Source organism: Micromonospora kangleipakensis (assembly GCF_004217615.1).
Classification (GTDB): domain Bacteria; phylum Actinomycetota; class Actinomycetes; order Mycobacteriales; family Micromonosporaceae; genus Micromonospora; species Micromonospora kangleipakensis.
The window spans coordinates 3611143-3632400 of sequence record NZ_SHLD01000001.1 but is presented as its reverse complement, the minus strand read 5'-3'; the positions used below and the strand labels follow the sequence as shown (position 1 = coordinate 3632400).

General features: G+C 69.0%; 20 protein-coding genes. 13 read left to right on the top strand and 7 right to left on the bottom strand.

Translation table 11 applies throughout. The annotated features are described in order from the left end of the window. The first annotated feature begins 16 nt into the window (after window positions 1–16). On the top strand, window positions 17–643 hold the full coding sequence (locus EV384_RS17395) for a carboxymuconolactone decarboxylase family protein (RefSeq protein WP_130334685.1): 627 nt from the start codon (window positions 17–19) through the stop codon (window positions 641–643). A gap of 111 nt (window positions 644–754) precedes the next feature. On the opposite strand, the gene EV384_RS17390 is transcribed toward EV384_RS17395, so the two are convergent. From EV384_RS17390 to EV384_RS17375, 4 genes are all read right to left on the bottom strand, one after another. Then, on the bottom strand, window positions 755–2227 hold the full coding sequence (locus EV384_RS17390) for an NAD-dependent succinate-semialdehyde dehydrogenase (protein ID WP_130334683.1): 1473 nt from the start codon (window positions 2225–2227) through the stop codon (window positions 755–757). Between the two features lie 62 nt (window positions 2228–2289). Next, window positions 2290–3546 carry a M24 family metallopeptidase gene (locus tag EV384_RS17385; RefSeq protein ID WP_130334681.1) on the bottom strand — a complete coding sequence of 419 codons (1257 nt, stop codon included), beginning with the start codon at window positions 3544–3546 and terminating at the stop codon, window positions 2290–2292. A 2-nt stretch (window positions 3547–3548) separates the two neighbouring features. Then, window positions 3549–4508 carry an NAD(P)-dependent oxidoreductase gene (locus EV384_RS17380; RefSeq protein ID WP_130334679.1) on the bottom strand — a complete coding sequence of 320 codons (960 nt, stop codon included), beginning with the start codon at window positions 4506–4508 and terminating at the stop codon, window positions 3549–3551. A gap of 54 nt (window positions 4509–4562) precedes the next feature. Further along, entirely contained in the window at window positions 4563–5663 is a 1101-nt protein-coding gene (locus EV384_RS17375; protein ID WP_130334677.1) for an alpha/beta hydrolase family protein, read from the bottom strand. 194 nt (window positions 5664–5857) lie between these two features. Between EV384_RS17375 and EV384_RS17370 the strand changes: the two genes are divergently transcribed. From EV384_RS17370 to EV384_RS35430, 7 genes are all read left to right on the top strand, one after another. Beyond that, window positions 5858–6769 (top strand): ABC transporter substrate-binding protein, encoded by a 912-nt coding sequence (locus tag EV384_RS17370; RefSeq protein ID WP_130334675.1) that lies wholly within the window; start codon window positions 5858–5860, stop codon window positions 6767–6769. After that, window positions 6769–7950: an MFS transporter gene (locus EV384_RS17365; RefSeq protein WP_130334673.1), complete on the top strand. Its 1182-nt coding sequence runs from the start codon at window positions 6769–6771 to the stop codon at window positions 7948–7950. The genes EV384_RS17370 and EV384_RS17365 overlap by 1 nt, the downstream gene beginning before the upstream one ends. 52 nt (window positions 7951–8002) lie before the next feature. Beyond that, window positions 8003–9025, top strand: coding sequence for a LacI family DNA-binding transcriptional regulator (locus EV384_RS17360; protein WP_207232354.1), 1023 nt, complete (start codon window positions 8003–8005; stop codon window positions 9023–9025). Continuing rightward, on the top strand, window positions 9022–9147 hold the full coding sequence (locus EV384_RS36745; protein WP_278045604.1) for a hypothetical protein: 126 nt from the start codon (window positions 9022–9024) through the stop codon (window positions 9145–9147). Before EV384_RS17360 ends, EV384_RS36745 begins: the two co-directional genes overlap by 4 nt. Before the next feature lie 288 nt (window positions 9148–9435). Continuing rightward, window positions 9436–10212: a helix-turn-helix domain-containing protein gene (locus tag EV384_RS36040; protein WP_242624115.1), complete on the top strand. Its 777-nt coding sequence runs from the start codon at window positions 9436–9438 to the stop codon at window positions 10210–10212. A gap of 433 nt (window positions 10213–10645) precedes the next feature. Next, complete coding sequence (locus tag EV384_RS17350) at window positions 10646–11338, top strand: hypothetical protein (protein WP_130334670.1); 693 nt, start codon at window positions 10646–10648, stop codon at window positions 11336–11338. 150 nt (window positions 11339–11488) lie between these two features. Continuing rightward, window positions 11489–11677 carry an SIP domain-containing protein gene (locus EV384_RS35430; protein WP_207232353.1) on the top strand — a complete coding sequence of 63 codons (189 nt, stop codon included), beginning with the start codon at window positions 11489–11491 and terminating at the stop codon, window positions 11675–11677. Window positions 11678–12050: 373 nt separating this feature from the next. Here the strand turns inward: EV384_RS35430 and EV384_RS17340 are convergent, their stop codons facing one another. After that, window positions 12051–13466 (bottom strand): hypothetical protein, encoded by a 1416-nt coding sequence (locus EV384_RS17340; RefSeq protein WP_130334668.1) that lies wholly within the window; start codon window positions 13464–13466, stop codon window positions 12051–12053. A gap of 608 nt (window positions 13467–14074) precedes the next feature. Beyond that, window positions 14075–15412 (bottom strand): hypothetical protein, encoded by a 1338-nt coding sequence (locus EV384_RS17335; protein ID WP_130334666.1) that lies wholly within the window; start codon window positions 15410–15412, stop codon window positions 14075–14077. A 128-nt stretch (window positions 15413–15540) separates the two neighbouring features. Here EV384_RS17335 and EV384_RS17330 point away from each other — a divergent pair, with 128 nt between their 5' ends. The 4 genes from EV384_RS17330 (at window position 15541) to EV384_RS17315 (ending at window position 18716) form a co-directional block, all read left to right on the top strand. Next, window positions 15541–16239 (top strand): hypothetical protein, encoded by a 699-nt coding sequence (locus EV384_RS17330; RefSeq protein ID WP_130334664.1) that lies wholly within the window; start codon window positions 15541–15543, stop codon window positions 16237–16239. Between the two features lie 131 nt (window positions 16240–16370). Continuing rightward, window positions 16371–16718 carry a YciI family protein gene (locus tag EV384_RS17325; RefSeq protein WP_130334662.1) on the top strand — a complete coding sequence of 116 codons (348 nt, stop codon included), beginning with the start codon at window positions 16371–16373 and terminating at the stop codon, window positions 16716–16718. After that, window positions 16712–17929 carry an RNA polymerase sigma factor gene (locus tag EV384_RS17320; RefSeq protein WP_130334660.1) on the top strand — a complete coding sequence of 406 codons (1218 nt, stop codon included), beginning with the start codon at window positions 16712–16714 and terminating at the stop codon, window positions 17927–17929. Before EV384_RS17325 ends, EV384_RS17320 begins: the two co-directional genes overlap by 7 nt. Next, window positions 17919–18716, top strand: a complete 798-nt coding sequence (locus tag EV384_RS17315) for a GNAT family N-acetyltransferase (protein ID WP_130334658.1) — start codon at window positions 17919–17921, stop codon at window positions 18714–18716. Before EV384_RS17320 ends, EV384_RS17315 begins: the two co-directional genes overlap by 11 nt. A 476-nt stretch (window positions 18717–19192) precedes the next feature. On the opposite strand, the gene EV384_RS17310 is transcribed toward EV384_RS17315, so the two are convergent. Next, entirely contained in the window at window positions 19193–20098 is a 906-nt protein-coding gene (locus EV384_RS17310; RefSeq protein WP_242624114.1) for an AfsR/SARP family transcriptional regulator, read from the bottom strand. 69 nt (window positions 20099–20167) lie between these two features. Here EV384_RS17310 and EV384_RS17305 point away from each other — a divergent pair, with 69 nt between their 5' ends. Continuing rightward, window positions 20168–21235, top strand: coding sequence for an integrase core domain-containing protein (locus EV384_RS17305; RefSeq protein ID WP_130340643.1), 1068 nt, complete (start codon window positions 20168–20170; stop codon window positions 21233–21235). Window positions 21236–21258: the final 23 nt, after the last annotated feature.

The window sequence follows — 21258 nt, the reverse complement described above, 5'->3', positions numbered from 1 at the left end:
GAAAGGGAGTACCACCATGGCCGACCCGTACATCAGCTACGTGCCGCTGGAGCAGATGGACGAGCGGATGCAGGAGGAGATGCACCGCTGTGCCCGCGAGGGCACCCCGCGTCCGGAGAGCTCCGCGGTCCGCGCCCACGCGCCGAACGCGTTCTGGGCCTTCGCCGACTCGTGGAAGTCGCTGTTCCACAGCGGCGTGTGTGACCACGCGATCAAGGACCTGTGCCGGGTCTACATCTCGCGGACCGTGAAATGCGAGTTCTGCGGCAACCAGCGCTCCGCCAAGGCTGCCGCCGCAGGTCTGGAGGAGGCGAAGTACGACGACCTCCTCAACTTCGAGTCGTCGGACAAGTACGACGAGCGGCAGAAGGCCGCCCTCGCCTACGCGCAGGCGATCGCCTGGGGTGAGCAGGACCTCGACAAGCTGTGGCGGCGTCTCCATGAGCACTTCACGGAGCCGGAGCTCGTGGAGCTCGGCTGCTGCATCGCCTTGACGTTCGGCCAGCAGAGCTGGATCCGACTGCTGGGCATCGACCACCACCAGTACATGGCCGGCACCAACGCATCGATGGCGCCGGGCTTCCGCACCGCGGAGGAGCTGGCGGCGAGCAAGGCGCGCGACGACTACTGGGCGAAGCAGTAGGGGCTGCAGCCCGGGACACAACAGCGGCGGCCATCCGCGAGGATGGCCGCCGCTGTTGTGTCTACTGTTCGTGTCCGCCGTTCTCCTTGCCGCTGTTCTTCTTGGCCGGGGTCACCATTGCACGGCGATGTACTTCGCCTCCAGGTAGTCCAGCATCCCGTGGTGGCCGCCCTCCCGGCCCACGCCGCTCTGCTTGGTGCCGCCGAACGGGGCGGCCGGGTCGCTGACCAGGCCACGGTTGAGGCCGACCATGCCGGAGTCCAGCGCCTCGCTGACCCGCAGGCCGCGCGCCAGGTCGCCGGTGAACACGTACGACACCAGTCCGTACTCGGTGGTGTTGGCCTGCCGGATCGCCTCGGCCTCGTCCTCGAACGTCACGATCGGCGCCACCGGCCCGAAGATCTCCTCCTTCAGGATCGGTGAGTCCGGGGTGACGTCGAGCAGCACGGTGGGCTCGTAGTAGAAGCCCTCGCGCTCTGGACGCCGGCCACCGACCACGGCCTTCGCGCCCGCGTCGACCGCGCCCCGAACCAGCTCCTCGACCTTGGCGGCGGTGTCGTCGTTGACCAGCGGGCCCACCTGGTTGGTTTCGTCCAGCCCGGGCCCGACGCGGAGCGCCTTCATCCGCTCCGCGAGCCGCCTGCTGAACTCGTCGGCGATGGAGGCCTCGACGTAGAACCGGTTTGCGGCCGTGCACGCCTCACCGGCGTTGCGCATCTTCGCGACCATGGCGCCGTCGACAGCGGCATCCAGGTCGGCGTCGGCGAACACGAGGAACGGGGCGTTGCCGCCCAGCTCCATGGAGCAGTTGATCACCTGGTCCGCGGCCTCGCGCAGCAGGATCCTGCCCACCTCGGTGCTGCCGGTGAACGACAGCTTGCGGACCCGCGGGTCGTGCAGCATCGCCGAGACGACGGCACCCGAACGACGGGCGGGCAGGACGTTGACGACCCCTGCTGGCACGCCGGCGTCCTGCAGGATGCGGGCCATGGCGAGCGCGGTCAGCGGCGTGTCGCTCGCGGGCTTGAGCACCATGGTGCACCCGGCCGCCAGTGCGGGACCGATCTTCCGGGTCGCCATGGCGGCCGGGAAGTTCCACGGGGTGACGAGTACGCAGATGCCGACCGGCTGCTGCAACACCAGAATCTTGTTCGTCCCAGAGGGGGCCGTCACCACCTCGCCGGTTGCCCGGACCGCCTCCTCCGAGTACCAGCGGAAGAACTCGGCGGCATAGGCCACCTCCCCGTGGGCGTCGGCCAGCGCCTTCCCGTTCTCGAGCGTGATCAGCCTGGCCAGGTCGTCGGCCTGCGCGGTCATCAGCTCGAACGCCCGGCGGAGAATCTCGGCGCGCTGACGCGGGGGGGTCGCCGCCCACTCCGCCGCCGCCTGTTCGGCTGCGTCCACGGCAGCGATCGCGTCCTGGACGGTGCCGTCTGCGACGGTGGTGATCACCGAGCCGGTCGCCGGGTCGACCACGTCGAAGCGACCGCCGTCGGCGGCGGGCACCGCCTTGCCACCGACGTACAGGTCGGTGAGCAGGTCGGCAACCCGGAGAGGACTGGGGGCAGAGGTCGTCTCGGGCATGGGGTGTCGCCTTTCGAGAGAAGTGGACACGAGAGAAGGAGCAGGGGTGCCGCCAGGTCGGCTCAGTACGGGTTGGCGACCACGAGGTCCTGGGCCGGGAAGAGGGTGAGGATCCGAGGCCCCTCCGGCGTCACCACAACCTCCTCCTCGATCCGCGCCGCCGAGAAGCCGTCGCTGGCCGGGCAGTAGGTCTCCAGCGCGAACACCATGCCGGGCTGAAGCTCGATCGGCTCCTTCATGCTGTTGAGCCGGGAGATGATCGGACGCTCGTGGAGGCCGAGGCCCAGCCCGTGGCCGAACTGGAGGCCGAAAGCTGCCATCTCGTTCTCGAACCCGAACTCCTCCGCCTTCGGCCACACCGCCGCCACCTCGTCGGTGCCGACACCTGGCTTGATCATGTTGATCGAGGCGTCCATCCACTCCCGGGCCTTGGTGTAGGCGTCACGCTGGCTCGGGGTCGCACTGCCCACGCTGAATGTGCGGTAGTAGCAGGTGCGGTAGCCGTTGAACGAGTGGATGATGTCGAAGAAGGCCTGGTCGCCTGGCCGGATCAGGCGGTCGGAGAAGTTGTGCGGGTGAGGGTTGCACCGCTCACCCGAGACGGCGTTGATCGCCTCGACCTGGTCGGACCCCATCTCGTAGAGCCGCTTGTTGGCCAGAGCGACGATCTCGTTCTCCCGGATCCCGGGCTTGAGGACCTCCACGATGTCCTGGTAGACGCCGTCGACCATCGCGGCGGCCTGGGTCAGCAGCATGATCTCGTCGGGGGACTTGATCTGCCGCGCGTCGAGCATGAGCTGCTGGGCGTCGACCACGGTGAGCCCTTGCCGTTGCATCTCGAAGAGGAACGGCGGCTCCACGATGTCGACGCCGACCGGGGCGTCCGCGACTCCGGCGTCCTCGAGCAGGCCCTTGATCTGCCGCACCGCCTGCTCCATGAGGCCGGCGGTGGGGGCGATGGCGCCGCGGAGCCCGAGCATGCCGGCATGGCAGTTGGTCGGTTCCAGCCAGGGCGAGTAGAGGCGGTGGTGCCGTGCGGCCGAGCCGAAGTCCCAGAGGATCGGCTCGCCGTCCCGGGTGAGCAGCGCGTAGCGCGTCATCTTGTCGCCGAGGGCACCACCGATCCAGGTCTGGGTGGTGTACCGGATGTTGTAGAAGTCGAAGAGCAGGAAGGCACCGCACTCGCTGGCCTCCAGGGAGGCCTTCGCCCGAGAGAGGCGGTACTTCCGCAGCCTGTCGAAGTCGACGCGCTGCTCGTAGTCGACGCCCATGTGACCGGGGGCGGCCATGGGTGCGGCGGCCGGAGCTGACGGTCCCATGGCTAGTTCACCTCGTCCGCTGCGCTCAGCCCGTCGTCGACGACGACGTCCTCCGGCTTGAGCACGAGGCCCGAGGCCGCCGCCTGCTGGTCGAGGAGGATCGCGAAGTCCTCGTCGATGCGGCCGCTGCTCACCGTGGCCTGCACCAGCTGGGCGGTGGCTGCGGCGACCGGCATGGGTACGTCGAGCTGACGAGCCGCGGCAAGACCGAGGTCGAAATCCTTCCGCAGCAGGGTCGGCGTGAAGGTGGGGGTGTAGTCGAGGTTCACGAACGCCGGCGTCTTGTACCGGGAGAACACCGAGCCCATCACGCTGTTGTTCAGGAAGTCGAGGAAGGCCGCCCGGGAGACGCCGCCCTTCTCGGCCAGGACGGTGATCTCGACCAGCGACTGGGTCACCACGCCCAGGAACAGGTTGTGGCAGATCTTGACCAGCCGCGCGACATCACCCTGACCGACATACGTGACCGACTTGCCCAGGTGCGCCAGCAGTGGAGCGACGAGGTGGTAGGTCTCCTCGGGCCCGGAGACGACCAGGCTGAGCCCGCCGGCCTTGACCACCTTGCCGTTGCCGCTCACCGGCGCGGCGAGGAAGGCCACACCGCGTTCCGTGCAGGCCTCCCGCATCCGCTCCGACGACTCGGTCGAGACGGTGGAGCAGTCCACGACGACGCCGGGGACGTGGTCGCGGTCCTCAAGCAGGCCACCCTCGCCGAGGAGCACCTGCTCCAGGTCGGACGGGGTGGAGACCATCGTGAACACAACGTCGCGGTCCCGCAGCTCGGCGATCGAGTCCACCACGGTGCTGCCGACCTCGGCTAGGGGTTCGGCCTTGGCCCGGGTGCGGTTCCAGGCGGCGAGATCCACGCCCCCCTTGCCGAGACGGCGGGCCATGGCGAAGCCCATCCGGCCGGTCCCGATCCAACCCACCGTCAGATCGGTGGAGTCACTGTTGCTTGTCATGAGCCTGCCTTTGCAATCGTTTGTATAACAAAGTAGTAACGGCTGATTCTCGAGTCAAGCCGAAGATCTGGGGTGTGCGGACCCGGCTGCCCCGAGCTTCCGCGCGAGCCAGTCGGCGGTGTAGGGCCGGTGCCAGGGGGCGACGTTCGCGCAGCCGTGGTTGCCGTTTTCGAGCATGACCAGCTCCACCTCTCCACCCGCCTCACGCCGCAATCGCTCGGCGTGGTGCCACGGAATCAGCCGGTCCTGCCGGCCGAAGACGATCAGCAGCGGGACGGTGATCTCGGACGCGGACTTCTCCAGCGACAGGGTGAGGGCGATCCCCCGCGCCTGCGCCTCGTCGCGTGCCCGCGAGCGGACCTCGAACGTCTTGCGGGTGACCTCGGGGAGGCCCTCCCAGCACTCCCCGAAGTTGAACGGGCCGGCGAGGGCGACGCAAGCCTTCAGCCGGTCCCCGAGGGCGGCAGCGATCCGTGGTGCGTAGTAACCGCCCAGGCTCACCCCCCACACGGCGATCCGGTCGCTGTCCACCTCAGGCATCTCAAGGAGAACCGAGAAAAGCGCCTCGGCGGGCGCAGTCCAGTCGCCCCTGATCGGCAGGTCGTACTCCGCCTCGCCCTGCCCGGGGCCGTCGACGCTGAAGGTGGCCAGGCCACGGTCGAGGAACGTCTCCGCCGTGCTGTGCAGCTCCTCCTTGGTCGAGTCCAGGCCGGGGATCATGAGCACGACCGGGTGGGGGCCCTCACCCTCAGGTAGCCGGAGCACGCCGACCAGGCTGGCTCCCTCGAACGGGAACTCCACCCGCCGGCCAGGTCGTCGCAGGTGAGGCAGCGCGTCGCGGTAGCAGCGAACCGCCCGCTCATGGGCCCGGCGCATCTGCTCGAGGTCTTCCACGAAGACGAACTTGCCGAAGTGGTAGTAGACGGCCGCCTGGGTCAGGTGCTGTCCGGCGGAGAGAAGCCGGTCCTGCGCGAGGGCGTCCCGACCGAGGCGCTCGTGCTCCGCACCCACCTCGGACCATGCCCGGCACCAGTCCTCCCAGCGGTTGACGCTTGCGGTGATCCGCTGAAAGTCCCAGACGGTGACTCCGTTGGTGGTGAAGCGGGGGGCCCAGTGGGCGATGGCCGAGGCCACCCTTGCGTCCGTGTCTGCCACTCCTCGACCTCCCCGGGATCCGACTCCTGCAAACGACTGCAGTCTCTCTGCGCCCCCTATGGCATGTCAAGCACACCGCTCAGCTCGATCGCGCGCCAGGGATGGGAAACTTCGGGGCTGGACTACTGCAATCGACTGCACGTTGCGCTAGTCTGCCCAGCAACGTCAGGGCGGCGGAGAATGAGGAGACGCAGGTGGAACTGGTTGTCGGATCCTTCACCCCGTCGGTCCTGCTCGCCGTGGCGCGGCGCACCGGGCGGCTGGAGGAACAGAGTCTCGAGGTGGCGGAGGTGGCAGTGCCGTCCTCCCCCGCGCAGTTCCGCTCCCTGATCGCGGGCGAGATCGACGTCGCGCTCACCAGCCCTGACAACGTGGTGGCGTACCGGTTCAGCCTGGAGAACCCGTTGGGGGTCAAGGCCGACGCCCGCATCGTCAGCGCCGTGGACCGCGGCCTGGGGCTGGGGCTCTACGGCAGGCGGGGTCTTGCGCCCGAGCAGCTTCGAGGTGCTCGGGTGGGTGTCGACGTATCGACCTCTGGTTTCGCCCTCGCGATGTATGCGCTCGCCGAGTCGCTGGGCGTCGGGAGGGACGAGTACGATCTCCTGACCCTCGGCTCGACGCCCAGGCGACTCGAAGCCCTGCTGGCCGGTGAGTGTGACGCGACGATGCTCAACGCGGGCAACGAGCTGCTGGCTGAAGCAGCGGGAGCGGTCACCCTTGCCCGGGTGAGCGATGTGTGCTCGCCCTACCTCGGCACGGTCGTCAGTGTTGTGGGCGAGCGCTTCCTCGAGCCGGCGCGTCGCTTCGGTGACGCCCTGAGGGAAACGGCTCGCGACATCTGTCACGGAACAGCAGAGACAGCGGCCGTGGAGGAGGCCGCGTCGGTGCTCGGCCTTGCCGGGGACCTGGCCCGGCGCTACGTGGCACGCCTGCAGAGCAGCAGCGAGGGCCTGGTCCTCGACACGGCGGTCGACCTGGCGGCACTCACGACCGTCGTGGACCTGCGCCGACGCTACCTCCCGACCTGGAGGGACGGTCGGGACGTGCTCGCCGAGGCATTGGCTCCCGAGTCGGGTCTGGTGTCGTACGTCTCCTCGAAGCCGTGATGAGCGGCATGGCCTCCCGGGGCTGGTCCTCGCCGATCCGGCTGCTGCAGTACACCGCGTTCGCCACCACGCTGGACCGCTTTGCCATGCCCCCGATGCTGCTCGCCATCGCGGTCGACCTCGACGTGCCCCTGTCCCGCGCCGTCCAGGCGGCGGGCGCCTACTTCGTGGCGTACGGCCTCATGCAACCGGTCTGGGGGCTCGTGTCGGACCGGCTGGGGCTCGTCCGGACGTTGCGCATCACGCTCATCCTGTCGGCGCTCACCACCGCAGCCTCGGCACTCGCCGGTTCGGTGCTCGCGTTGGCGGTCTTCCGCTGCCTGGCCGGCGGCTTCTTCGGAGCGGCCTTTCCCGCCGCGCTGATCTACATCGGCGATACGGTCCCCGCACCAGAACGACAGAACCAGATCACCCGGCTCATGGTCGGGGTCGCGCTCGGTACAGCGATGGCGTCCACACTGGCTGGCCTCCTGGCGCACGTGGCAACGTGGCGTCTGGCCTTCCTCATCACCGGGGGCTCCGCGCTGCTGCTGGCCGGCGGCCTGGGGCGCCTCGCCGAACCGGCGGTAACCCGCACGCACCGGACCGTGGTCGCACCGCTCGTGCAGGCGATGCGGTCGCGGGTGACCGTGCTGGTCCTCCTGCTGGCCTTCATCGAGGGTGCAGTCCTGCTCGGCGCGCTCACCCTGCTGCCGCCGGCGGTGGAGGCAACGGGGGTGAGCTCCTCGGTGGCCGGCAGCGTCACCGCCGGCTACGGCGTCGCCGTCGTCGTGTCCGCGCGCCTCGTAGGGCGTCTCTCCAGGGACCTGCATCCCTCTCGGCTGATCGGTCTGGGCGGCGCCGCGGCCCTCGTGGGCTGCATCGTCATGGCGGTGTCCCAGGCGCCGGCGGTGGCCCTGCTGGTCGCGCTCCTGCTCGGCCTTGCCTGGGCCGCCATGCACTCCTCCTTGCAGACATGGGCGACGGAGGTGCTGCCGGGAGCCCGGGCGACGGTCGTGTCCCTCTTCGCCGGGTCACTGTTCATCGGCAGCGCCGTCGCCGCCGTCGTGGTCTCCGGCCTCGCCCAGGACGACCGCTACCGAGAGATCTTCCTGCTCGCTGCTGCCACAAGCGTCCCGCTCGCGCTGCTCGCGGTGTGGGGCCGCGCGACGTGGCGCCGGTCGGAGGAGGAACCGGCGTGAGGGGTGGACGATGAGCAGGCCAATACGCAAAAGCCGCACTATCATCACTGCCGTGCCCAACCCCACCCTCCGCGACGTCGCCGAAGCTGCGGGGGTTCACGCCGCCACCGCTTCCCGAGCCCTGAACCCCGAGACGCGGCGACTGGTGAACGCGGAGACGGCCCGGCGGGTGCTGAAGGCGGCTGAGTCGCTCGGATACCAACCGAACCCGATCGCACGCAGCCTGAAGACCGCAAAGTCGCGAACGATCGGGCTCGTTATCCCGGACCTGACCAACCCGCTGTTCCCCCCGATCGTCCGCGGCATCGAGGACGTCCTCGGACCTGCCGGCTACAGCGCCCTGATCGTCAACACCGACAACGACCCGGCCCGGGAGGAGGCCCTCGTGGCCTCACTCCGGTCGCGGCAGGTCGAAGGGTTCATCATCGCCACGGCCCGCCTCGACCACCCCCTGCTGCAGGAGCTGCACCAGCAGGGCGTCCAGATGGTGCTGGTCAACCGCCGCTCCGAGAACGTCGACGTTCCCTGCGTCACCCCCGACGATGCGGCGGGGATCGCCATGGCCGTCAAGCACCTCGCCGGGCTCGGGCACACCCGGATCGCACACCTGGCCGGCCCGACCAGCACCTCCACGGGTGTCGCCCGCGCAAACGCGTTCCGCACAGCCCGACACGAGCACGGTCTCGATGACGACCCATCGCTGATCGTCGCCTGCGAGTACTGGACGGAGGACGCGGGCGCGCGGGCCCTGCGGCACCTCCTGGACTCCGGAGCGGACCCGAGCGCGATCGTCGCCGGCAACGACCTGATCGCCCTCGGGTGCTACGACGTCTTCGCCGAACGAAGGATCTCCTGTCCTCGAGATATCAGCGTGGTCGGCTTCAACGACATGCCCTTCCTGGACAAGCTGCGTCCGCCCTTGACGACGATCGCGGTTCCGCACCACCAGGTCGGGGTGGAGGCGGCCCACATGCTGCTGGAGCTGTTCGAGGACTCCGCCCGCCCCTCGCGGTCGGTTCTCCTCCCCCTGTCGCTCGTCGTGCGCGGCTCCACGGCACGCCCGTCCCGCAGGTGACAGATGACCGCAGGCACGACCAGCCCGTCCGCCGGCACCCGAGGTTCAGCCAGGATGGCGCGCCGAACGCCGCCCTCGACCAGGTGATGCGGGACGCTGAGGCCGAGCACGTGGTGGTGTAGGGCGCCAACAACTCCGGCAGCGGGGCGCAGTGGCTGACCGGCTGGCCCGTCACCCGGAAGGCCTGTACCGCTCGGAAAGCGGTCACAGCTACGCGGCCTGAGAGTATTCGTTGATCAGTCCGTTGAGGATCTTCCTGCGGCGCACTCGTGCGGCGGTCATGTCGGCGACCGTGCCCTTGCCGAAAACCTCCGCCCAGTCGGGACCAGCTGTAAGCGGATCCTGACGGCGGGCGCAGGAGCCCGTTCCTCTCCCGACTGTCTCTCCCACCCGCGGCATGATGATCGGCTGTGCTGCTTCGACTGGCCTATCTCGGTGTGACGAACGCGTTGGCCTTACTGCGACTGCTTCCGAGGAGCGACCGGGACAAGGACGTGGAGATCCTGGCGCTGCGCCACCAGATCACGGTCCTGGAGCGACAGCTGGGCAAGACCCGGCTGCGGTTCTCCCCCAGCGACCGGGCGTTCCTGGCCGCCCTGCTGCACCGGCTCCCGCTGGACGTGCTCCATCGGCTCAGGCTGCTGGTGCGCCCGGACACGGTGCTGCGCTGGCACCGCGACCTCCTCGCGCGCCGCCACGCCGCCAAGTCCCGGCCAAAACGGCCGGGCCGGCCGCGCACCGTCCGCTCCATCCGCGCCCTGGTGCTGCGCCTGGCCCGGGAGAACCCCAGCTGGGGTTACCGCCGCATCCACGGCGAACTGCTCGTCCTGGGGATCAAGGTCGCCGCCTCCACCGCCACCAACGGCGGCGACCTGCACAACGAACGCGGCGACCCGGCCAATGCGGATAGGGCCCAGTCCGGCGATCTCGGGCCACCGCGCGAGCCCGTAGCCAAACACCGCGCCGCTGGTCGCAGCGAGTGCGATCGCCAGCGACGCCCACACCACCCACGGCTGTGTCCCGCGGTGCGGGGAGGCCAACGAGACGACCAAGCCGAACACGACGCCTGCCATCAGATAGGCCGCGCGCGCCACCCGGCCACGCCACCACTCCACGGCATCCTGCACTGCTGCCTCCTTCGAGGTAAGGGGCTGACGGGCCGGCGGGCCACGGACCAGCCCCGGTAGCGGGCGACTCGCAGAGTAACCCTGACCCTCGCAAGATCACTCGCAACCTAGATCTGACATTCGCAACCCTTCGCCTGTACAGGACAACAACAATTGTCCTGTCCGGCCTGAGGTTGCGGGGCGCCGACGCGTTGACCAGGAGCGACGCAGAGTAAGTCCGGACGACCTTGCCAGCGGTCGTCCGGAATTAAGCTTCGGCGGATTCGGCGCCGTCGAGAAGAGCACCGCACCCGTCCGGAGGAGCGTCCGGTGCCCCGCGGACTCCCGAAGAGGCGGTCATGCTGCTGATTCAGGACCCTGCCCGGCTGCGGCGTCGGCGGTCGGAAAGCCGACCCCGTCGCGATGGCGACCGTTCCCGCCGAGTACCCGGCCTAGCGTTGGGAGCACCGAAATGTCGGCTTGTGCGCGGGCGCTGGCGGCCAGGGAGAGTCTGATGCTGGGGAGCTTTCTGCCATCACGGAATGGTTTCGCATTCGTCAACGCGTGGCCGACCCAGCCGGCGGTCGTCCTGCCCACCCCGTTGGGCACCATCCGTTTGGGCGACGCCGCCGCCGGCCTGTGCGGCGGAATGGTCTTCGCGGCGCTTGACTACTGGCGCGCCGGTTTGGCGGCGCCGGCCGAGCGACCCACGGCGGACGACCCGCTCTACGGTTTCCTCGTTCACCGCCTGGTCGATTCCTGGCATGTGCCCGCCGGAGTCGTCCAGTACTACCAGTGGATGAACCTGCCGGACGGGGACTCCAGCTTCACCATGTTCGGCCGCCGCGTCCTCATCGAACGCGGCGTCTGCTGGCGCACGATCAAAGTCCAGTGGCCGCAGATCTCGTCTGACCTCGACCGGGGCGTGCCGGTTCCGCTCGGTGTCGTCACGGTGGCTGCGAGGGACCCCCGGGATCTGGCCCTCAACCACCAGGTGTTGGCCTTCGGCTACAGCGTGGCTGGGACCCGGGTCACGGTGCAGGTGTACGACCCGAACCGGGGCCGCCGCGACGACATCTTAATCGGCTTCGACACAGGCACCCCGACGAAGCCGACGACGTTCGAGCACAACCTGGGCATCGGTGAGAGCCGGGTCCGTGGCTTCTTCCGCGCCGCCTACGCACCGGAGCACGTCCCCGGGCGATGAGGGCCCGAGGCGAAAGCCGCGTACGAGCACGACTGCGACGCGGCGAGGTGATCGTCCATTGGCTGGACCGGAGCGAGGTCCCGGCCGGACGCGGCGACATGTTGGTCGAGGCCGTGCGAGTGCGCGGTTCCCGTCGGGCTCGGTCGCCGCGTGGCTCGCGAAGAGTCGGGCGCGGTGCGCGCACTGCGGCGACACCTCGTCGAGGAGCGCAGCGTGGACAAGCGCTCGATCGAGTTCACCGGGTGCTGGCGACTTCGCATGACTCAGGACGACGCCCCGACCGAGGAGGATCTCGCCGAGGTACAGGAACGGCTGGCGGACGCCACCGCGGCATGCTGACGCGAGGCCGGCCTAGCGCGATCCAACAGATCATCATCGACGCTCCTTGTCACGGCCCTGTTCCTACCACGATCACCGATCGCCGGAATCCGTCACTCCCACCGCGCCACCACGCTGCGAGGTCCCAGCCGCCCCTCGCAGGCGACCCCTTCGGGTCCGCCGAAGAGGTCACCGAGCAGGAAGCCTTGGTCAGCGGGCGGGCCGCCGTCCCGGTCGGCCGTCGCCGTCTCGCTGGTCGGGGTGGAGGCGGCGGGTGGGGTGGAGGCAGTGGTCGGGGACGTCGAAGCTGGCGTCGTTATCCGCCGGTGTCCTCAGGCTGGTCGGATCAACGGGGGCGCCGGCCAACGGCCGACGCTCCCCGTCAACACTCGGCTCAACGCCGCCAGATCACCTGAGAGGTGGTGGTCGGATCGAGGACGACGTCGCCGTTCCAGGTTAGGAAGGACGCCTGGGGCAGGTAGTCCTGGCCCAGGAAGAAGCCACGCTGGATTCCGGTCACGTGCACTGCCGCGCCGTTGTCGGCACCGACCACGACCCGGTGGACACTCACCTCGGCGATGTCGTCGGTCGTGGTGCCCGCGGGCAGTTCGACGGTGGTGGCGGCCGGGATGTCGCGCTGGATCGACCAGGTGGGGTCGACGTGGTGCGACAGGTAGACGGTCTGGCCGTTGACGAGGCGTACGCCGAGCGAAGCCCCGACCCAGTTCGACCCCGAGTTGGCCGGCAGAGTGGTCTTGTCGACCACGGCGTACAGGTAGTTGCGCTGGTCGCTCACGTTCGGCGTGAGTGCCGCCGCGGTTGAGGCCGGCTCGATCTTGCCCTCGCGGAGCATCTCCTTGGCCATGATCTGGTACGTCCAGGGATTCGTGTCCATGAGGTACTCGCGCGCCTTGCCGGTGGGCAGGCTCTGCAGGGTCGACAAGAAGAACCGCATCGGGTCGTCTACCACGTCGCACATGTTGTTGTTCGAGGTGCAGGTCTGCAGGAGGGCGTGGTCATCCTCGTATCGGCCGAAGAAGTGCAGCGTCTGGTGGTTCGGCGCCTGGTAGACATCGCTGCCCGCGACCCGGTTGCCGCTTCCATCGACCTCCACCGAGTAGATCCACTCGACGTCCGTCGTACGACCCCAGCGGGCCATCAGCGCGGGCGAGTTGGTCCCGCCGTCCTCGTTGCTCCACACCACCGAGTACGTGAGCAGCTTGTGGCCCGGGGTAGCGGCCGGCGCGATCTCGTGCCAGGCCATGAGCGGCGTGTCGGTGGTCCCGTTCTGGTAGGGGCTGCCGAGAGCCGCGAGGTTGCGGCCGTAGACCACCGGCGCGTACCGGAGCACAAGGTATTCCGAGGTGTCCGGCGCGTACGTGGATATGCGCAGGCCGTCCAGCAGGACGGACGTGCTCGCGGCTGCGGAGCGCTCCGCCGCAAAGTGCAGGCGCAGCTGGTGCACTCCGGTACCGAGGTGCCCAAGCGCGAGCTGCCGGTGCAGCGGCTGGTCGCCGGACGCGACGAGATCGGCGACGTACCGGTCATCGACCGAGATGGAGACGACCGCCGACTCGGCGCCCGCAGTCGACCAGTCGGTGCCCGGGGCTGCCACGTCCAGGTCGACGACCGCCTCGCCCGGAGTCCGCACGACCACGGGAACCCGCACGTCCGGGTGGTCGCGGCGGACGGCGGCGTGTGGAACCCCGGTGGTGGTGCCCGGTGCGGACTGCGCCTGGGCCGGCACGGCCAGGCCGGCAAGCGCGGTCGCGGCGGCGATCGGCGCGGCCAGCAGGTGAACGAATCGCATCAGTTCCCTTCCGACGTAGATGTAGGGCAGCGCGAGCGGGCGGAGATCCCACCAGGGGACAGGGTCGCCGCTCGCAAACAGCAGCTACCCACCGATATATCTATCGATCGGGACTGACTAGGCAACCAACGGCGGGGAACGGCGGCACAAAGAGCGCAACAAGCAACATCAACGCTGTTGGGTGCAGTTGGGTGCTGTTCAGTGCACCCATTGCTCTCAATCCGCTCCCCCAACCCCGCCCTGCGCGGTCGTCAGCGAGGGCCCAAAGGTCGGTCCAATATCACCTGTAGGCGGATCGGCCGGTGGGCGAGCGAGGGCGCTGGCGAACACTTGTGCGTCGGGATGACGTTGCCAAGCACCAGGTGCCGCCATCGCGACCCCGCGGCAAGCGGTTGATCGAGTTGCTGGCGCGGTCAGAGTGCCCCAAGCCGCACCGCCGGCTCTGAGGAGCGGGACGTCCGCTCTTGCCGCTGGTCACGCTCACAGCCACCGGCACCTGGCACTACCGCAGGTCGGGCTGACCGCCCGTACGCTACTCGGCGCCGCGCTGTTCTCCCTCGCGCTCGCCGTGCTGGTGACGATCCTCGCCGTTCGGCTGACCGCCCGGGTCAATCCTCGAAGATCCGCCAGCAGGCGTCCCGTGCCGCGGTCAGCTGCTCCGGCTCGAGGCCGGCAAAGAGCCACACGTACCGGTCCGCCGGGGGTCGTACCGCGCTGCCGGGGACACCGGCGAGCGCCTCGGCGACCATCGGCCCGCCCTTGACCAGCGCCAGGCCGGTTTCCAGGACCGGTATGAGCTTCGGCTCCACCACACCCGGTGCGCGTTCGCGGATATCCGCGGCGTAGAGGTGGCCGTCCTCGTCGGGGACCAGGTTCAGGCCGATTGAGCGGGGACGCCGCCCGGCGGCCACCAGGTTGGCGACCATCGTCAGGCAGGTGTGCCGCACCATGGTCAGCTGCCCGGGGTCGAGCCGACCGAGGACCGGCGCGAACCGGGCCGCGACCATGGCCGGTGCCGGGCGCCGGTCGGCCGGGTCCGGCCGGGCGCTGACCAGTTGCTCGAGTGCGTGGCCAGCGGTGGCGATGGCGGCCACCGCCTCGTAGCCAGGAACGAGCTCGGGAGGCAGCAGGAACTCGGCCACCTCCCGGACGGCGGCCGGCCCGGACGGGAGCGGCCGGGTGTCCCGTGCCTCATCCGGCTCCACGGCGACGGCCGGCGGCTCGGCCTGCCGCTGCCAGACGACGCTGACGTACCAGTACAGCGGCGAGTGGGTCGACCGCGCCTCGGACTGGTACAGCGTCACGCTTCCCCCGGCGCCGTCCCGCCACAGCGTGTACCGGACGGTGCCGTCGGCGGTGAGCGGCCGGGGGACGGCACCGAACGTGCAGCCGTAGGCGCGCAGCCGATCGAGGTATCCGGTGAACGGGCCGGTCGACCGGCGCCACGCCGCGTGTTCACCCGTACCGTCCCGGGAACGCCCGGCCTGGACGAGGGTGGCCTCCTCCGGCACCGGGAAACCGTCGGGGAAGCCGGATGGCAGCCCGCGCGCGTCCAGTTCGGACAGCGGTTCCATGTCCGTGAACCGGGCGGCCCTCGGGTCGTATTCGAACGGATCTTCCGGCTGCCGCTTGGGTTCCAGTTTTCCGTCGACCCCGGCGGCGGCCAACGCGTCGAGGATGATCCGGACGATCAGGGCGGCGTACCGGATCTCGTCTTTCATGTCCAAGTGCAGGACGGGCACGCCGTCCTCATCGAGCACCTCGCACCAGTTCGGCAGGCTCCACGTCGGCTCGTCCGGGTGGCGGATCTGGGAGATCTCCGCCGCTGCGGCCTGCAGCGCGGCACCGGCCACGGCCGGGTCGGTCGCGTCGTAGACGGCGAGCGCGACTCCGGAGGAGTTCTCTGCGACGTAGACGACGAGCGCTGGTTCATCGGGATGCGGCACGCCGAGGATGCTGCCACATACGCATCTGCCGCCGACCGCGCGCGTTCGGCGCCGCCCTGTCGTGCCGAGATCAGTAAGTCGATCGTTGTGGGAGGCTTCGTAGGTGACGAGCTTTCAGGAAGCCCTGGATGCGGCCGCAGCCGACCCCGGTTCCCCCGGCGTGGGATCTCATCTGGCAGGAATCGTGTCACCAGGGCGCCTGCAATCCCGCAAGCGCCGTTCTGCTGCCCTGGTTGGCCCAGACCTGCACCATCTTTCGCCCTCAGGACCGCGAGCGCGCCGTAGTACTCGCCGGGTTCATCGCCGTAGACACCGACGACAAGAGTCGTGGTTTGTACGCCGATGACATCGCCACATTGCGTGCGCTGACCCTTGAATGCCTGGCGTCCGGCGGTTCCAGCGACACGATGTTCGTATACCTGCAGCAAGCCGTACTCGGTTTTGACGGTGACGAGGTCTGGGGCAAGGAGCTCGACCGCATCAACGACGGGGAGGTCGATGTGCAGTGTCCGGCGTGCGCTGAGGACCTGCTTATCGACCTGCAGTCAGGCGGTTCCTCGATCGAGCCCGGGCTTTCCTCGCAGCTGGCCACGCGTCTGCACGCCGAGGCGTTGCGGGTGGGCCACGAGTCGGTGGCGACTGCACTCACCTACTTGTTTGGTCGGATGAGCTGTCCTGTATGCGGTGCCACGTTCAACGTTGCGGCCGAGGTGACCGGCAGTTCTCCCCGACGACCGCAGGCATCCTCATTTCCGCTGACCGCGCGTCGGCCCCGCCCGGCGCAGTGCGCTGTCGTGCCGATGAGCGTGCACTATGCGCGTGTGTGAAGCGTGGACGATGATCGCCCACCGAACGGCCTTGCTCTGATCGGGGCCGGATCGAGTTTCGACGTCGAGGTGTCGATTTCGCGGCTCGCCGTTCGTCTTACTGCGAATCTGGTACCGACGAGGAGGTAGCGATGAAGTACGTCATGCTCATCTACCAAGGCCCGGCGCTCGAACGGCAGTCCGCGCTCACCGAGGAGGAGCAGAAGCAGGTCTACGCCGACTACCAGGGGATCAACCAGACACCGGGTGTCACCACCGTGCCGCCGCTGGGACTCGCCGAGAACGCGACCACTGTGCGGGTCGAAGGAGGCAAGACCCTGACGACCGATGGCCCGTTCGTCGGGATGAAGGAGGCCGTGGGCGGTCTGTTCATCCTTGAGGCCGACGACATCGACGGGGCCATCGAGGTGGCCGCTCGCGTCCCGGCGGCACGTTATGGCGGAGCCGTCGAGATCCGGCCCTCGGAAGTGTATTGGTAACGGCACTCGACGAGATCTTCCGCGACGAGTGGGGGCGCGTCCTGGCCACCCTCATCGGCGTCCTCGGCGACTTCGACCTCGCCGAGGACGCCGCGCAGGAGGCATTCGTCATCGCCGCCGATCATTGGCCACGCGACGGCGTGCCAACCAACCCGCGCGCCTGGCTGATCCGCACGGCGCGTAACCGCGCCACCGACCGCATCCGCCGCGACCGAGCTTTCGCCGCCAGGCTCGGCCTGCTCGTCGCTGCCCAGGAGGTCGAGATGCCCGTGGACACCACCACGTTTCCCGACGAACGCCTGGAACTCATCTTCACCTGCTGTCACCCGGCGCTCGGCATCGAGGCGCAGGTCGCGCTCACGCTGCGTACCCTCGGGGGCTTGACCACCGACGAGATCGCCCGCGCCCTACTCGTCCCGGAGCGCACCATGGCGCAGCGTCTGGTGCGGGCCAAACGCAAGATCAAGGCGGCGGGAATCCCGTTCCGGATCCCGCCGGATCACCTGCTCCGCGAGCGTCTCGACGCCGTACTCACCATCGTGTATCTGATCTTCAATGAGGGTTACGGCGGTCGCGACGAGCTCGCGGCCGAGGCGATCTGGCTGGGACGTGCACTGACCGAACTGCTTCCCGACGGCCCCGAGGTTCGCGGGCTCCTGGCGATGATGCTCTTGCACGACTCCCGCCGCGAGACGCGGTTCAACGACGGCGAATTGGTGCTGCTCGAAGATCAAGATTCGTCACGGTGGAACACCACGCAGATCGCCCAGGGACGTGCCGAACTCGACCAGGCGATCGCTTTGGGAGGCCGCGGGCCCTACGTCCTCCAGGCTGCGATCGCCTCGCTGCACGCCGAGACGCCGTGCGACTGGGCGCAGATCGCCGCCCTGTACGGCGAGCTCACCCGCCTGACCGCCTCGCCGGTCGTCGAGCTGAACCGCGCCATCGCCGTCGCCGAGACCGAAGGACCACAGGCCGGTCTGCGTATCGTCGACGAACTCGGTCTGGAGGACTTCCGCTACCTGCACTCAACTAGGGCCGAACTGCTGCGACGGCACGGGCGCACCGATGAGGCGCGCGACGCCTATCGACGTGCGAGGGAACTCACCGAAGACGGAGCCGAACGGCGCTTCCTCGAACGCCGGCTAACGGAACTTGCCAACAGAACAGGTTCCGGTAGCGACCCGGCCGCACCGGAGTGTGAGTCCTGACCAGGTACCGGGCACCGCCGATCATCGCATCCGGATCTGCCGCTGGTCGAGCGGTCATGCCGACGTGAGTGCGCCGTTGCCGGTGCTGGGGATGCGATGGTGGGCGCCGATTCAGCAGCGCGGCTCTCCCCTGGGCGCAATCCCCGGCTCGTACATCTGCTGGCCGGTGCTGCATCTTGAGAACATGTTGCCGTTCCTTGCTGCGCTCGCCGCCGACCCCGCTCAGCTGACTCGACGGCTGACGGTGGCCGGTACCCCGTTCACGATCCGGGCACTGCGTGCCGACGATGGCGCCGCGCTGAGGTCGTTTCTCGCGGGACTGTCCGACACAAGCCGCCGTTACTGGCACGGCGACGCCGACCCCGCCGACGAGGCCACCGGCTGGATCGACGGCATCGGACGCTACGACAAGCTGCGGCTTGTCGCCCACCACGCGGACCGGACCGGTCACCTCGACGCTGTCGTGGATCTCAGCTTCGCGCTACCGCCCGAGGCGGAACCGCTCCGGTACGCGGCCTACGGCCTCCCGCTCGACCCCGCACGAACCGTTCGTTTCGGACCGTGTGTCGCGGACGACTGGCACGGCTCCGGTCTCGCCGCTGCGCTGCTGCCTCCAACCTGGGACGCGGTGCGGCTCCTGGAGCGCGACCGCATCGTGCTGCTCGGCGGCGTCCACGCCGACAACCACCGCGCCCGTAGGTTCTATCGCCGCAGCGGCTTCGTCGAAGCTGGCACCTTCACCACCGACGCTGGAGTAAGCATCGACATGGCGCTCGACCTTCCCTGACAGGACGGCCGCACCACTCCGCGCGCCGTTGTCCGGGGTGTTCGCTTCGCCAATAACTCCGACACAGCCTTTAATCAGACGGCCGGAGTCGGCGGCTCGCCACCGATCGGGGGTGTCCGGATCTGCCGCAGACAAAGCGCGCCTGGTGCTCCGGATCTCATCACCATGCGTGGGCGGAAGGCTCGATCGGCGGCGAGGACGGTGAAGCTGAGGCGGAACTTAGGGGTGGGCCGCGTCGTGTCGCCGGAGGTAACCCGACGGCCCGGCGTACGGGGGTGCCCCCTCGCGCTGGCCGCATCCGTTTGCAGCGGCCAGATGGGAATAGCGGCGGCCTCGGCCACACCGATTGCCCGCATGTGAAGGTGGCTCGTCATGGCTCTCTGGGTGGCACCCTGTCTGCGGCGAGGGTGCAGTGCAGGACCGGCACGAGCGCCAGCGCGGGCACCAGGCGGATCGGGTCGGGGCGGCTGCGGCGGTTACCTATCGTCCGGGCTGGTGCGGAGCCGGGTGGCCAGCGTGATCGTGTCGTCCTGTGGTTCGGCGTCGAGGTCCGCGAGGGCCCTGGTCAGGGCGCGCAGCAGGGTCCGGATGCCGTCGGCGTCGGCGATGGCGTGGCGGGCGTGCATGGCCTTGGTGTAGAGGGCTTCGTTGTACCGGTCGAGTTCGATGGCCTTGTCGAGTAGGTCGGATGCGGCTTGCGGGTCGTGGTCGAGCAGGTCGTCGGCGAGCAGCAGGTGGGCTTCGGTGCCCCAGCGGCGGACCGTTTCCCGGTGCGGCTGCAACCACTCGTAGTCCTGGCTCTCGGCCAGCGGCGCGGTGTAGAGGTCGCAGGCGGCGGTGAGGAGCTCCCGGCGGCGCGGCTCGGTGGCGATGGTCGCGCGGTGCATGAGATCGCGAAGGGTCCACACGTCGACGTCCACGGTGGCCGGGTCGAGCCGGTACCGTCCGGCGGTCTTGATGACGTAGGCGTTCTTCGTCTCTGCGGTGCCGGCGCGGCCGAGTACGTGTCGCAGGTTTGAGGCGTTGGTGTGGACGCGTTGGTCGGCTTGGCTGATGCGGGCGTCGGGTTCGAGGTATTCGCCGATGTCGCGGGTGGTGACGCCGTCGGGGTGGCAGGCAAGGAATACGGCGAGTTCGAGGGCTTTGGCGCGCAGCGGCCGGCCGGGCTTGGTGATGTTGTCGATCCGCGGCTGTCCGAGCACCCGGAGTCGTGCTTTGCCGGTGGTGGTGTCGGCGGGCGGCGCCGTGGCCGGAGCAGGCTGGTCGTCGGGCTTGGTGTCGTTTCGGCTGGTGTGCAGCGGAACGACGGTGACCGGTACGGCTGGTGGGGCGATGGCGGGCGGTTCACCGGTCTGCGCTTCTCGCAGCGTGTGGGGTTCCAAAACCGCGTCACCGTAGCTGACCTGGCCGGATCCGATGTCCGACAGTGTCGCCGGGCATGATCGTTGCTCGTGTCGCTACGACTTCTCTACCTCGTGCTCTGCCGCATCGCCGGCTGGCTCACCCTGATGACCCGCACCAGCGCGGCCAAAGACGTGGAGATCTTGGTTCTCCGTCACGAGAACGCGGTCCTGCTCCGCCAGAACCCCAGGCCACGTCTGGACTGGGCCGACCGCGCCGTGCTCGCCGCCCTGATCAGACTCCTGCCCCGGGCGTTGAAGCGGCACCGGCTCGTCACCCCGGCCACGGTGCTTCGTTGGCATCGGCGGCTGGTGGCCCGCCACTGGACCTACCCTCATCGGCCCGGCCGCCCGCCGGTCGACCCAGCCATCGCCGCCCTGGTTGAGCAGATGGCCCGAGATAATCCCGGCTGGGGCTACCAGAGAATCCGAGGCGAACTGCTCGGCCTCGGCCACCGTGTTGGCACCTCCACCATCCGCCGGATCCTCAAACGCTGCGAGATACCGCCGACGCCGGTACGCCGTGACCACACCACCTGGCGGCGCTTCCTGCGCACCCAAGCATCGACCATGCTCGCCTGTGACTTCTTCCATGTGGACTGCGCAATCACCCTCAAGCGCCTGTACGTGTTCTTCGTAATAGAGGTGGACAGCCGCTACGTGCACATCCTCGGCATCACCGCCAACCCGGACGGGCCGTGGACCACCCAGGCGGCCCGCAACCTGCTCATGGACCTGGGCGAACGCGCCGACCAATTCAAATTCCTCATCCGTGACCGGGCTGGGCAGTTCACCGCCGCCTTCGACGCGGTGCTGTCCGACGCCGGCATCACCGTGTGCAGGATCCCACCGCGCGGCCCGCGGGCCAACGCCTTCGCCGAAAGGTTCGTCGGCACCGTCCGCAGGGAGATCACCGATCGCCTGCTCATCCTCGGAGAGCGTCATCTACGCCGAACACTCGGCGAATACGCCCGTCACTACAACGGGCGGCGTCCTCACCGAGCGCTGCAGTTGCAGCCCCCGCGCTCCGATCGCCCTGTAGTTGACCTAACCCACGAGCGGATCAAACGCCGTCCCGTCCTGGGCGGACTGATCATCGAGTACGAACGAGCCGCATAGAAGCCCAGCCCAGACCAGACGAC